At 38.3% G+C, this 13,604-nt stretch carries 11 protein-coding genes and 1 pseudogene; 10 read left to right on the forward strand and 2 right to left on the reverse strand.

Annotated elements, in window-relative coordinates:
• The 6 genes from WBN20_RS16140 to WBN20_RS16165 all read left to right on the forward strand — a co-directional run.
• Positions 1–1,282 (forward strand): M20/M25/M40 family metallo-hydrolase (locus WBN20_RS16140; protein WP_424282429.1); only part of this gene is annotated, 1,282 nt, incomplete at its 5' end.
• Positions 1,283–1,285: 3 nt separating this feature from the next.
• Positions 1,286–2,575: a serine hydrolase domain-containing protein gene (locus WBN20_RS16145; RefSeq protein WP_424274027.1), complete on the forward strand. Its 1,290-nt coding sequence runs from the start codon at positions 1,286–1,288 to the stop codon at positions 2,573–2,575.
• Complete coding sequence (locus WBN20_RS16150; protein WP_424282430.1) at positions 2,568–3,521, forward strand: DUF6807 family protein; 954 nt, start codon at positions 2,568–2,570, stop codon at positions 3,519–3,521. The genes WBN20_RS16145 and WBN20_RS16150 overlap by 8 nt, the downstream gene beginning before the upstream one ends.
• A 32-nt stretch (positions 3,522–3,553) precedes the next feature.
• Complete coding sequence (locus WBN20_RS16155) at positions 3,554–6,700, forward strand: VPS10 domain-containing protein (RefSeq protein WP_424282431.1); 3,147 nt, start codon at positions 3,554–3,556, stop codon at positions 6,698–6,700.
• Between the two features lie 86 nt (positions 6,701–6,786).
• Positions 6,787–7,359, forward strand: coding sequence for a pentapeptide repeat-containing protein (locus WBN20_RS16160; protein WP_424272207.1), 573 nt, complete (start codon positions 6,787–6,789; stop codon positions 7,357–7,359).
• A 44-nt stretch (positions 7,360–7,403) separates the two neighbouring features.
• Positions 7,404–7,766 carry a hypothetical protein gene (locus tag WBN20_RS16165; protein ID WP_348137863.1) on the forward strand — a complete coding sequence of 121 codons (363 nt, stop codon included), beginning with the start codon at positions 7,404–7,406 and terminating at the stop codon, positions 7,764–7,766.
• Between the two features lie 57 nt (positions 7,767–7,823).
• Here the strand turns inward: WBN20_RS16165 and WBN20_RS16170 are convergent, their stop codons facing one another.
• On the reverse strand, positions 7,824–8,294 hold the full coding sequence (locus WBN20_RS16170; protein ID WP_424272208.1) for a CBS domain-containing protein: 471 nt from the start codon (positions 8,292–8,294) through the stop codon (positions 7,824–7,826).
• 119 nt (positions 8,295–8,413) lie between these two features.
• On the opposite strand from WBN20_RS16170, the gene WBN20_RS16175 reads away from it, so the two are divergent.
• The 4 genes from WBN20_RS16175 (at position 8,414) to WBN20_RS16190 (ending at position 12,932) form a co-directional block, all read left to right on the forward strand.
• On the forward strand, positions 8,414–10,696 hold the full coding sequence (locus WBN20_RS16175) for a M28 family peptidase (protein ID WP_424282432.1): 2,283 nt from the start codon (positions 8,414–8,416) through the stop codon (positions 10,694–10,696).
• Entirely contained in the window at positions 10,693–11,499 is an 807-nt protein-coding gene (locus WBN20_RS16180) for an SDR family oxidoreductase (RefSeq protein ID WP_424282433.1), read from the forward strand. Before WBN20_RS16175 ends, WBN20_RS16180 begins: the two co-directional genes overlap by 4 nt.
• Before the next feature lie 125 nt (positions 11,500–11,624).
• Positions 11,625–11,999: a hypothetical protein gene (locus WBN20_RS16185; protein WP_424282434.1), complete on the forward strand. Its 375-nt coding sequence runs from the start codon at positions 11,625–11,627 to the stop codon at positions 11,997–11,999.
• 228 nt (positions 12,000–12,227) lie between these two features.
• A complete protein-coding gene (locus WBN20_RS16190) occupies positions 12,228–12,932 on the forward strand; it encodes a hypothetical protein (protein ID WP_424282435.1) in 705 nt (234 codons plus the stop codon).
• An 84-nt stretch (positions 12,933–13,016) separates the two neighbouring features.
• On the opposite strand, the pseudogene WBN20_RS16195 reads toward WBN20_RS16190, so the two are convergent.
• Positions 13,017–13,604 (reverse strand): annotated as a pseudogene (locus WBN20_RS16195) (DUF2652 domain-containing protein); the annotation flags it as partial.

Raw genomic sequence — 13,604 nt, forward strand, 5'->3', positions numbered from 1 at the left:
GGGTATTACCCATGTAGATATGGTTTCGCCAAGAGTGGTATCACTTCGAGGAACACAATTGGCATGGAGCCCGAGTACTTCAGATGCAGGAATTACCTCCGAGGTAATAAATCTCCCTATAGTGGAAGATTCACTGGCCTTTACAAATTGGCTCCCCAATGTAAAAGGCAAATTTGTAACAGTCTCCATGAATCAGCCTACAGGCCGACCGGACTATAATTGGAAAGAATTTGCCACAGATGAATCTTTTGAAAAAATGAAAGCCAATAGGAAAGCCCAAACCATGGCCTGGTATCAGCAAATCCGAAATACAGGATATAACAGCAGAACTCTAAATAGAGCACTGGAAGAAGCAGGTGCAGCAGCTATTATACAATCCAGGTGGTCAGAAGGTTTTGGGGCTAATAAAATTTTTAGCGCCAATACCAAAACCATTCCAGTCATAGACCTTTCCCTGGAAGATTACGGGATGATCTTCCGATTGGCAGAGAACGACGACAAACCTGTATTAAAACTGGTTTCTAAATCAAAAGAATTGGGAAGGGTGCCTACTTTTAATACTATAGCCACTATTCCAGGCAAAGAATTCCCTGATGAATATGTTGTTCTTTCTGCGCATTTTGATTCCTGGGATGGCGGTACCGGTGCAACAGACAATGGCACGGGTACTATTACCATGATGGAAACTGCACGTATCCTTAAAAAAATATATCCTAACCCTAAACGCACCATTATTATTGGCCTTTGGGGTAGTGAAGAACAAGGGCTAAATGGTTCCCGCGCCTTTGTTGAAGACAGGCCGGAAGTCGTAAAAGGGCTACAGGCTTTATTTAATCAGGATAACGGAACCGGGCGGGTCGTTAAATTGTCCGGACAGGGATTCCTGCACGCCTACGAATATCTGGGGAGTTGGCTCCAAGCCGTTCCTCATGACATACGCGAACATATTGTAACCACATACCCGGGTTCACCCGGCCGGGGAGGATCTGATTATGCTTCTTTTGTGGCTCAGGGAGTTCCGGCATTTTCACTAAGCTCCTTAAGCTGGAGCTATAGCGATTATACCTGGCATACCAATTTAGACACTTATGACAAGATCGTTTTTGACGATGTGCGTAACAATGCAATTCTCACTGCCATCCTTACATACATGGCCTGTGAAGACCCGGAAAAAACATCCAGGGAAAAAGCTTCACTTCCAACAAGTCTGAAAACAGGAAGAAAACAAGAATGGCCAACGCCCCGTTCTCCGGACAGAGCTGGCGGACAAGATAAAAATTAAATTATGAAAAAAATCAACCTCTTTTTTTGTTTGGCAATTACCGCAATAGGTTTTGCCCAAACCCCTTCAGTTAAAATTTCACCAGATCTTACCCCGGCTTCCCCGGCAACTGTTGGAATGTCTGATACACGGTTAAAGCGAATAGATGCCATGCTTAAACAAGCTGTAAAAGATGGTGATATTCCGGGAGCTGTGGCTTTAATTGCAAGAGATGGAAAAATAGTATTTCACAGCGCATATGGTTTGGCTGATAATTCAGCTGGTATTAAGATTTATAATGATGCTATTTTCAGGATCGCCTCTCAGACAAAGGCCATAACTTCAACTGCGGTAATGATGCTCTGGGAAGAAGGAAAATTTAAATTGGATGATCCGGTTTCCAAATACATTCCCGAATTTAAAGATGCCAAAATTCTCGATACTTTTAATGAATCAGATAGTACATACACCAGTGTTCCTTCAGAGAAAGAAATTACGATCAGGCATTTAATTACCCATACCTCAGGCATAGGTTATGGGGTAATTGACGGTGATCCAAGATTCAAAGCAATCTATCACAAGGCCGGTATTACAGATCTTTTTACTACTGAGGATATTTCCATAGAAGAAAGTGTTAAGAAACTCGCCGGGCTTCCATTGCACCATATCCCGGGTGAGAAATTTACATATAGCGAAGGTCTTGATGTTCTGGGTTACTTTATTGAAGTAGTCTCCGGTTTACCCTTTGATGAATTTCTAAAAACCCGGATTTTTGATCCTTTAGGCATGAAGGACACCTGGTTTTATTTACCTGAATCAAAACATGCCCGCCTGGTAAAAGTTCAGCATAAAGTAAACGGGGAATGGGAGAAATATCCGGTTACGTTTTATGATACAGATTATCCTATTAAAGGTGCTAAAAGGTTTTTTTCCGGTGGAGCGGGTCTTTCCAGTACCGCAAAGGATTATGCAACCTTTCTCCAAATGTATCTGAATAAGGGAGAGTTAAACGGGGTAAGGTTACTGAGCAGAACCACTGTGAGAAGTATAATGGGTAACCAAATTGGTGACATTTGGAAAGACGGACCTAAGTATTATGGATTAGCATTTGGGGTAGTAAACCAAAAAGGAGAAGATTCTGGAGGCCTGGGCAGTGATGGCACTTTCGACTGGGGCGGCTATTTTAATACTCAATATTTTGCAGATCCTGAGGAGCAGGTCATTGGTATCCTTATGAAACAAACCCAAGGCACATCAAATGATAATACCGCCTGGAAATTCCGGCAGATGGTATTTAGTGCTATAGATGACTAAACTGAATTATAATTATAAATTGAATTATTATCGCCCATATTTTTTGGGGTTTTTGATATTGCCTTTATTTGGATTTGCCCAATTAACTTTTACAAAGTCTCAGGCAGGAATACATATAAAAGATGGTGAGGAAAGTGTTCTTTTTTATCAAAAACAAACCAAATCGATTAACGGAGAATTCTCGCGAAACAATTATATACATCCAATCCATGGACTTGATGGATCTGTACTCACTGAAGATTTTCCGGCGGACCATCCACATCACAGGGGCGTTTTTTGGGCATGGCACCAAATATTTATCGGGAATACTAAACTAGGGGATTCCTGGGAATGCAGAGCTTTTTCCTGGAATATTAGTGACATTGGATGTTCGGAAGACGGGGACATTCTAAAGTTAATGGCAGCTACATATTGGCAATCTCCTCTATGGTTAGACCAGGAAGGAAATCAAAAACCTTTCCTATTAGAAAATACAACCATTAGCATTTATCCCAGAAAGAGTAATTATCGTATTATAGGTTTTGAAATATCACTTTTAGCACTTGAAAAGAATCTGAAAATAGGTGGTTCAGATGATGAAAAGGGCTATGGGGGATTTTCTGTGCGAATGAAAATTCCTGAAGATGTTCAGTTTACTTCCAATAAAGGTAAGGTCGTTCCTGAAAATAATGCCGTTGAGGCCGGAAAATGGATGAATATTTTTGGATCATTAACCAATAAGGAGATCAGTTCGGGAATCGCGATACTCTCCCACCAGGATTCCCCTGGGGATAAAGCAAATTGGATATTAAGAGAAAAAGAGAGTATGCAAAATTGTGTTTATCCGGGCAGAAAACCCGTCTTTGTTTCCACAAAAGATCCAACCATTTTAAAGTATAGCCTCCTGATATATGAAGGCACTATGACCGCACAGGATATCCAAACAATTTATAAAGAATTGAAATAAACATTTATTATATTACCACATATTTATTTACTATGAAAACCATCCACCTTTTTATTATCGGCCTACTATTGTTTCCAGTTAACATGCAGGCTCAAAAACGAAAAACCAAAACAAGTACTCCACTGTATACAGTTCAGGATTCGCTTTATCATGGCCTGAAATGGCGTAATATTGGTCCATTTAGAGGCGGCCGAAGTGTAGCGAGCAGCGGAGTTGTTGGTGAGCCTATGACCTATTATATGGGCTCCACCGGTGGTGGAATATGGAAAACAACAGATGATGGTATCAGCTGGAATAATATTTCTGATAAATTTTTGAAAACCGGAACTGTTGGTGCAATTGCAGTTTCAGAAAGCAATCCAAATATCGTTGTGGCTGGTATGGGCGAACACGCTGCCAGAGGGGTAATGACCTCTATGGGAGATGGGGTCTACAAATCTACTGATGCCGGCAAGACATGGAAGCACATTGGCCTTGATAGAACACGTCATATTTCAGATGTGGTTATTCATCCGGCAAATCCTGATATTATTTTTATTGGAGCTCAGGGAGCTCAATACGGTCCATCGGAAGATAGAGGAATCTACAGATCCACAGATGGTGGTGCAAACTGGGAAAAAGTTCTTTTCGTGAACAAGACAACAGGCGCCTCTTCCCTGTCTATGGACATGAAGAACCCATTAATTCTTTATGCTGCATTCTGGGAACACAGCCGATATCCATGGACTATGAAGTCCGGGGGTAAAAATTCGGGGCTTTATAAATCTACAGATGGAGGAACTACATGGAATAAATTAAAAGAAGGCCTTCCTGAAGAATTTGGAAAAGCAGGGATATCTGTATCCCGTGCCAACCCGGAGCGGGTATTCGCAGTATTGGAAGCCGAAGGAAAAAAAGGCGGGGTTTACAGGTCTGATGATGCAGGTAAAAAATGGACACAGGTAAATAAAGACCGGATAAATATTGCACGCTCCTGGTATTATATGGAAATATTTGCAGATCCTCAGGATGAAAACCTGGTATATATATGTAATGCCCCGGTAACAAAATCGATCGATGGCGGTAAAACATTTAGCCGGGTACCTACCCCACATGGAGACAATCATCATCTTTGGATAAATCCGCTGGATAATAGTAAAATGATCAATTCCAATGACGGTGGGGCCAATGTTTCTAACAATGGAGGTAAAAGCTGGAGTACACAACAAGAACAGCCTACTTCACAGTTTTACAGGGTTATAACAGACAATCTGGTGCCTTATAATGTATACGGAGGTCAGCAGGACAATTCTGCAATAGCTATTGCCAGCAGAACCAATGATCAGGGGATCGACTGGAAGGACTGGTACTCTGTTGCCGGGTGCGAAAGTGCCTATCTGGCTTTTGATCCCGATAATCCTGAAATTGTATTTGGTGGCTGTTACCAGGGGATTATTGAAAAATGGATAAGAGCCTCAAGGGAAGGTAAACCAATTAAAGAATACCCGGAATTAGCTCTGGGGAATGCTCCCGAAAGCTTCAAATTTCGCTATAATTGGAACGCCCCGATTATTAGTTCTCCGCATGACCGTAATACCATTTACCATGCAGGAAACGTGGTTTTCAAAACCACAGACGGAGGTATTAGTTGGTCTGTAATAAGTCCCGATCTGACCCGAAACGACAAAAGTAAGCAAGGCCCCGGGGGCGGGCCATATACCAATGAAGCAGCAGGAGGTGAGAATTACAACACCTTGATGTACTTGGTAGAATCTCCCCATGAAAAAGGTGTCCTCTGGGCCGGAAGTGATGACGGCCTTATTCATATTACTAAAGATGGAGGTGGTATTTGGGAAAACGTTACTCCTCCGGGTTTAGCGGAAGGAATAATTAATAGTATTGAAGTATCTCCACATGATGCTGCCACGGCTTATGTGGCAGTGATGCGTTATAAGTTTATGGACCTAAAACCATACATATTTAAGACTACAGACTATGGTAAAACCTGGTCCAAAATAGTAACCGGAATTACTGATGAACACACATTTGTACGCGTCGTAAGGGAAGATCCTAAACGAAAAGGACTTTTGTATGCAGGCACAGAAAACGGTTTGTATATTTCGTTTAATGATGGATTAAACTGGCAACCCTTTCAGCTAAACTTACCAGTGGTGCCTATTAATGATCTCACACTTCAGGATAACGATTTAGTGGCAGCTACTGCTGGCAGGTCATTTTGGATTTTGGATGATCTTGGGGCTATTCAGAATAGTTCAATAAATAATACGGCTCTTGCCATCTTTAAACCTAAAGACACCTATTTAATCTTTGGCGGAAGTTCTGAAAAACCACAACCAGGACTCGGACAAAATCCTAAACAAGGGGTTACATTTGATTATTATCTGAATGAAAATGCAGACAGTCTGAATTTGGAATTACAGGTGCTCCAAAATGGAAAACTGATTAGAACCATTACCAATAAAAAGCAAAAAGACTTTAAAACATGGCCAGGAGGACCTTCCAAGCCGGCGGTTTTGCCTTCAAAAATGGGGTATAATCGATTCACCTGGAATTTTAGAAAAGAAACGCTCCCGGCTGTAGATAAAGTATTTGTGTATGGCAATTATTCAGGTTCCAGTGTGGCTCCCGGTGCTTATACCCTGCGATTGTCTTTGGGCGACAAGGTGACCGAAACGGAAGTAACCATTCTTCCGAACCCAAATATTAAAGCCTCAAAATCTGATTTTGATGAACAACAATCGGTATTGCTTCAGATTGAAAATACGATTAAGAATATTCATGAATCTGTAACTCAAATACGGTCGGCTAAAAAACAATTAAAGACCTATGATGAGCTCCTTAAAGAAAATGAAGTGGCAGCTGATCTATTGGAAAAAGGAAACGAATTGATAAAACGCATTGACAGCTGGGAACAAAATCTTATCCAGCCTAATCAGAAAACTTTTCAAGATGTCATTAACTACAATAACCAGTTAAATGCCCAATTAATGCATCTCAAAGGATTTGTAGATAGCTCAGATCCGAAAGTTACACAAGGAGCCAAACAAAGGCTGGCCGATCTGCTGGCTGATTGGAATACCTATGAGAATGAAAAGAAAGCCATCGTGAATACGGAGATGGCCGCCTATAACAGAATGTATACAGACCTTGGATTACCTGCATTGATACTCAAAGAGTAAACCTTAAGGGCCGCTATTTTAATTTGCCAACCAGAACGGAAAGAGATATACATTCTATTCTTAGTAATTCCCTAATATGGCTTGTTATGAACAAATCATTTTTTGAAGATAAAACATACAAAGATCAGGATTTCAAAAAAGTTAGATTGGAAAAAGCAGAATACGAAAACTGTATTTTTGAAGGCTGCGATTTTGCTGATTCCTACCTCGATAATATAAATTTTACTACATGTCAATTTAAACATTGCAACTTAAGCAATGCCAATATAAGTCAATCGGTATTCAATGAGGTTTCATTTTCCTTCTGTAAGCTAACGGGGATTCACTTTGAACTTTGTAATCCCATATTGCTGTCACTTTCATTTGATCATTGTTCATTGATCCTGGCTTCATTTTATCAGTTAAAGCTAAAAAACATTGTGTTTACTGAATGTAAACTAATTGAAGCCGACTTTACAGAGGCCAACCTCAGCAATGCAAGATTTGATGAATGCGATTTAAACAAAGTCATTTTTAAGAACACAAATCTGGAGCAGGCTGATTTAAGCACAGCAATCAATTATAAGTTTGACCCGGAGCAAAATCGACTAAGAAAAGCTAAATTCTCAAAAGACGGAGTTGTAGGGTTGCTCGGAAAATACGATATTGTAGTAATATAGTACCCTCACATCATTATGAGGAGTAACTTTTTCTTTTATTACACATGGAACATCAGGAAGAAAAAAAATGTCTTGAATGCGGGGAAATAATCAGGGGCCGGGTAGATAAAAAATACTGTTCGGACTATTGTCGGAATGCCTATAATAATAAACTAAACAAGGATAGTAAAAACCTGGTACGAAATATAAATAACAGACTTCGAAAGAATTACAGGGTCTTAGATAGTTTTGCCTTAAAGGATGGTAAAACGCGCACAACCAAAACACGTCTTATGGATAAAGGTTTTGATTTTGACTATATAACCAATCTATATACTACAAAAAAGGGCACAACCTATTACTTTGTATACGATCTTGGTTATCTTCCTTTGGATAATGATTATTACATGATCGTTAAACGCGAATAGAAATTATCCCCGTAAAAGTATCCGGAAAAAGAAATTCAACTACTTAAATTCCGAAAATTATTGATAGTTATGACTGGTAAGTTTTAAAGCGGCGATCACAATATCCTTACGACTTATCTGTCCCACTAAAAGGCCATCCTTTAAAACCGGTAATCTCCTGCGATTGTTTTTATGAAAAACTCCTGCAGCATCAAAAATGCTCATGTCATGAGGTATAGTTTCCACATCTTTGGTCATAAAACGTTCTACGCTTGCATCGAGGATAGGCTGGTTAAAATAACGGCTTTCTGAAATTTCCTTCATACAATCAGCCTCCGAAATAATTCCTACTAAAAACCCACTTTCATCCAAAACCGGTCCCCCGGAAATATGATTTTTGGCAAAAGATTCCATTACCTCCAGTATGGATTGATCTGTACTAAAAGTTAGTAATTTTCTTGTCATATAATCCTCCACCAGAATGGGGGCATCATACTCCTTTTTGGATCCTTCTTTGGCTCTTCGGCCCATAAAACTCTTTATACCCATACCTTTTTAAATATTAGCTTAATATTAAATATACACTTTTCCTGATTAAGTATTAAATATTTTCGCCAAAATGAACTAGGATACCAGAATTTTATACTTTTATCTAACAATTCCATAACATGAAAACATATTCCCAAATAATATCGTTTTTGCTGATTCTATTGGCAATTTACCTGAGTTTTGATACTGCCATGCCTACCTATAAAATAGATGCCAATAAGTCACTCACCACTTTTTCTACAGACAGGGCTTTACAACATGTAAAAACCATCTCTGAACAGCCCCATGGCGTAGGTTTTGAAGCGCATGAAACCGTCAAAAAATATATTATTGATCAATTATCTCAATTGGGCTTGGAAACCTCAGTTCAGAAAGGGTATACCGCCGGAGATTGGGGTAATTTTAGCAAAGCGGAGAACATAATTGCCAGAATAAAAGGCTCTCAGCCAGGAAAGGCACTTTTATTGCTTTCACATTACGACAGCAGTCCGCATTCATCTTTCGGAGCCAGTGATGCGGGGAGTGGGGTTGCAACTATCCTGGAAGGTGTCCGAGCCTATATGGCAAGCGGAAAAGTGCCTAAAAATGATATAATAATCCTTATTACCGATGCAGAAGAACTGGGACTTAACGGGGCAGATCTATTTGTAAATAATCATCCCTGGGCAAAGGAAGTTGGATTGGCTTTGAATTTTGAGGCGAGGGGTAGCGGAGGACCTGGTATTATGCTTATGGAAACCAATAGAGGAAATGGAAAACTTCTTGAAGAATTTATCAAAGCAGATCCAAATTTCCCTGTAGCAAATTCTTTATTCTACAGTATTTATAAACTATTACCCAATGATACAGATCTTACTGTTTTTAGGGAAGATAGGGATATTGAAGGTTTTAACTTTGCATTTATAGATGATCATTATGACTACCATACTGCCCATGATACTTTTGAGCGATTAGACAGAAACACTTTGTCTCATCAGGGAAGCTACCTTATGCCACTTTTGCAACATTTCAGTGAGGTAGATTTGTCTAATATGAAGAGTTTGAATGACTATGTATATTTTAACCTCCCTTATTATAAGATGGTATCCTATCCTTTTGAATGGATTTGGCCCATGTTCTTTTTGGGTTTTGCCATGATATGCTTACTATTATTTTATGGGTTTAAAATAAAACGTCTTAATCTGCGGGAAATTGGGAAAGGTTTCCTCCCGCTTATAATAGTAATAACAGTAAACGGGCTTGCCGGATGGTATAGCTGGTCTTTTCTAAAGTGGCTATATCCGCATTACAAAGATATCCTGCACGGTTTTACCTATAATGGCCATATCTATATTCTGGCATTTGTTTTATTCTCTATTAGCACTTGTTTTTGGACCTATCATAAATTTAGAAAAATTAATATCTCTAATCTATTGGTAGCACCAATACTTATTTGGTTTTTAATATGTTGGTCAGTAGGGACTTATCTTCCGGGAGCCAGTTTTTTCATTATTCCATTATTTGCACTATTAGGGTCTTTTATGATTGGTTTAAATCAGGATAAACCCAACCTCTACATTCTTGTCTTACTGGCTCTGCCAGCGATTTGGATTTATAGCCCTTTTATCAAATTATTTCCTATTGGCCTGGGATTAAAAATGATGGTTACTGCCACGGTCTTAAGTACTTTAACTTTTATGTTACTACTTCCTGTTTTCATGGCGTACAAGCACAAGAATCGCATTGGTTATATGTTTTTTTTATTGTTCCTTGGTTTTATGGTATCTGCCCATATAAACTCTGATTTTAGTAGCGAAAATGCCAAACCAACAAGTCTTCTTTATGTGCTTAATACAGATCAAAAAAGAGCACAATGGGCAACTTATGAGAATGAACTCTCCTCATGGACATCACAATATCTTGGAGTTACCAAAAAAAGGCCGGACAGTCTTGCAACTTTTAATATAAGTAGTAAATACGCTACCGGATTTACTTATATGGCTGACGCCCCATTTAAAAAAGTACTGCCGCCAATAGTTGAAATTACAGTTGATACGGTTATTGGAAATAAACGTATGTTTGAGTTTTGCATTACCCCGCAGCGCGACGTAAATCGCTTGGACATCTTTACAAACGAAGTAAATATTTTAGAAGCTAAAGTAAATAGTATTGCATTATCCGACTACTATCTTAACCATAGGAAGAGGGGCAAGTTAATTACGCATTTCATAAGTAATAATGATTTTACAGAAATACAGCTAAGCATTCCTAAACACGAATCATTGGAGCTAACCTTATACGAGGCTTCTAATGACCTATTGGATAACCCTTCATTTACGATACCCGAAAGACCGGAAGCAACCATTCCTATGCCCTTTGTTCTTAACGATGCCGTTGTATTGATTAAAACGATTAAATTTTGAAAAACACCATAGGAATTATCGGATGCGGATGGCTTGGTTTACCACTGGCCAAATCTTTTATACAAGCCGGCTATAATGTACATGGAAGCACTACCAAGAAGGAAAAACTGGATACCTTAGAGAAGGAAGGAATTAAGCCCTTTTTAGTTATTTTAGGTGAGGAAAGTGTTACAGGCTCAATTACAGAATTTCTGTACCAGCTTGACATCCTAATAATAAATGTACCCCCCAGGCTACGGGCTAAGAACAAAGAGAACTATGCGCTCAAAATGAATGTTTTGCACAATGAGATAGAAAAATCCGGCGTCAAAAAAATAGTATTTGTGAGTAGTACTTCGGTATATGGAGCTACTGAGGGTGAGGTAACTGAGGATACAATTCCGGTGCCTGTAACTGAATCAGGAAGACAATTAGTGGAGGCTGAAAAGATTTTTCAAAACAACAGGTCCCTTCAAACTACCATCCTTAGATTTGGAGGTCTTATAGGGCCCAACAGACACCCTATTACAATGCTATCCGGAAAAAAAGGACTTACTAATGGGAATGACCCAGTTAACCTGATACATTTAGATGATTGTATTCATCTGATAAAATCAGTGCTTAAAAATAATTGGTGGGATCAAATCTTTAACGGTGTCTACCCAAATCACCCTATGAAAAGAGACTATTATAGCCAAATGGCAGATAAGAATAAGCTTCCAAGGCCCCAATATCTGAACCCTGAATCCCTAAAAAGTGGGAAAACAATACTTAGTAAGAATTTTCTTAATAAAAATATTGTCTTTTATACTGGAATAAATTAGTAGTTCACAACAATTACAAGCACTTTTACAACAAAAACATCGATAAAAGGTTAATTTATAGCGTTGATTTTCAGCTTTTTATCGTTATTCTGTATCTTTACGTAAACATTAAATCCCAAAATGTCATGGAAAAAACAAATTTAAAGGGGAGGATTTTAATGGAACTGGAAAGTCTCATCTCCCGTAGTTGTGCAAAAAGCAAGATGACTAAAAACTTTCAAAACCTGCACAAGGCTATTGTAAAGAATCATTACAATGCCACAGATGTATCTATTGATTATCACAGGAAAAGGATAGCGATGGATATTGTAATGAACGAAAAGGATTATGATCCTAAAAAAATTAATCTGAGACTACCTACATTATACACAAACCTGTTTTTTAACAATTTGTGCGAATTTCTAAAATCCTGTATTGACAAGGATAACAGGAGTCTTGCGTTTTATGCCTGGTTATTAAATTCTTATACCAAAAAAGAAGAAGAATTAACCCTGGCGTAAGTACTTCAGAACTAAAGACCACCATATTAAAAGGATGCCGTTGGGCATCCTTTTTTTTACATCCTTACATATACCGAAACCAGTCCATTGAATGAACTAAAAAGGAAAGATGGGGCATTTACTAATTGTAATACATTAAAAAAAATACATCTAATTGATATTTAAGAGTTTCCTTATATAAAGACCAAAAAAAATGTATTATTTTTGCCGCACGAAAATTATACGATAATGAAGAAGTTTATAATTATTCTTATAACCAGTTTGGGAGTCTTTTACAGCGGTTATTCGCAAACCAACTCAGAGCTTCAAAAACATTTTGAGGCCTATTATACGGAAATGAGAAAACAGTCCGATATAAACGGTGTAATCAATGCTTTAACTCATTTAAACGTACTTTCACCTTCTGTTGAAAGGAGAGATACCCTTGCATACGTATATGCCAATAACAACCAGCATCTGCAGGCCTTAAATACTATTGGGATTGAAAAGATCGATACAGATTCTGATCTTGCAGTCCAGGTAAAGGCCATTTCATTAAAAGCTTTGAACCAGCCAAAAAGAGCCCTTGAACAGTTTGAGGTTCTATATTCCAGGCAACCCAACGCCTATTTGGCCTATGAACTGGCAGATCTCAAGATTCAGTTAGGAGATAACACTGGTGCAAATATCAATATTGAATACGGTATTCTTAACTCCAAAGATGATATGAAGTACGCTTTTTATGAAAGACAGCAGCCATATGAAGTATCACTTAAAGCAGCTTTTTATCATTTAAAAGGTCTTGTTCAATACAATATGAATAAGGATGATATTGATATGGCCATTGCTACCATTGATGAAGCACTAAAAATTGATCCTAATTTTAATTTGGCAAGTCTTAGTAAGCAGGCCCTGGAATCCAGGAAAGCTGAACCTGCAGAAAAACAGAATTAAGTTAATCTGGCGGCAATGTTATAAAGGCGGGCAATAATAGCCTGCTTTTTTATTGCCATGATCTAAAGGGTAATAAATAGTAGTTCACTTAGACGAAGGGATAGATCGGCTATCTTCAGTTAATTTAAATAGTAAATCTAAGCCGGTTTTGGTGTTCTTCATCAACACCTTTTTAGCAAAGAGTGTTATTAGTAATTTCTTTAATATAGATTTGGTTTCCCAATATAATTCTATTTTCAAGCTACAGGAATTTTCTGAAATTGGACTTATAGTATAAAATTGATATAATGTATCTGCAATGGGAATACTCTTGGTCATTTCGCCATAGACATATTTTCCCGGTTTAACTTTTTTCTTTACAGCCACAAAGTTCAAATGTTTATTATTTATAACACAGATGTGTTCTGAACCTAGTCTGGTAACTTCATTTTCTTTATACTCAAATTTATCCACCCCATGAACCCAAAGATGTCGATATGAAAGGTTGGTAATGTACTCTAAAAGAGATTCAGCTGGTATTGCAAAATTTCTGTCAAAAACAATACCGGGTGGTTTATCGAATACAACCTCTTTGGCCTTGGAATACTCACTAATATTTAGTTTATTACTATCAATTATGGAATATATGTATTCCACTTCTTTTTGGTCATAAGTGTCTTTCCCCTGTTTAAA

Origin of the sequence: Eudoraea sp., from assembly GCF_049665975.1 — a bacterium.
Classification (GTDB): Bacteria; Bacteroidota; Bacteroidia; order Flavobacteriales; family Flavobacteriaceae; genus Eudoraea.

What these genes read in the sequence shown, in the direction of transcription:
- WBN20_RS16145 (WP_424274027.1), top strand. Translation starts at nt 1,286, where the DNA reads ATGAAAAAAATCAACCTCTTTTTTTGTTTGGCAATTACCGCAATAGGT.
- WBN20_RS16170 (WP_424272208.1), bottom strand. Translation starts at nt 8,294, where the DNA reads ATGGGTATAAAGAGTTTTATGGGCCGAAGAGCCAAAGAAGGATCCAAA.
- WBN20_RS16175 (WP_424282432.1), top strand. Translation starts at nt 8,414, where the DNA reads ATGAAAACATATTCCCAAATAATATCGTTTTTGCTGATTCTATTGGCA.
- WBN20_RS16165 (WP_348137863.1), top strand. Translation starts at nt 7,404, where the DNA reads ATGGAACATCAGGAAGAAAAAAAATGTCTTGAATGCGGGGAAATAATC.
- WBN20_RS16150 (WP_424282430.1), top strand. Translation starts at nt 2,568, where the DNA reads ATGACTAAACTGAATTATAATTATAAATTGAATTATTATCGCCCATAT.
- WBN20_RS16190 (WP_424282435.1), top strand. Translation starts at nt 12,228, where the DNA reads ATGAAGAAGTTTATAATTATTCTTATAACCAGTTTGGGAGTCTTTTAC.
- WBN20_RS16155 (WP_424282431.1), top strand. Translation starts at nt 3,554, where the DNA reads ATGAAAACCATCCACCTTTTTATTATCGGCCTACTATTGTTTCCAGTT.
- WBN20_RS16185 (WP_424282434.1), top strand. Translation starts at nt 11,625, where the DNA reads ATGGAAAAAACAAATTTAAAGGGGAGGATTTTAATGGAACTGGAAAGT.
- WBN20_RS16160 (WP_424272207.1), top strand. Translation starts at nt 6,787, where the DNA reads ATGAACAAATCATTTTTTGAAGATAAAACATACAAAGATCAGGATTTC.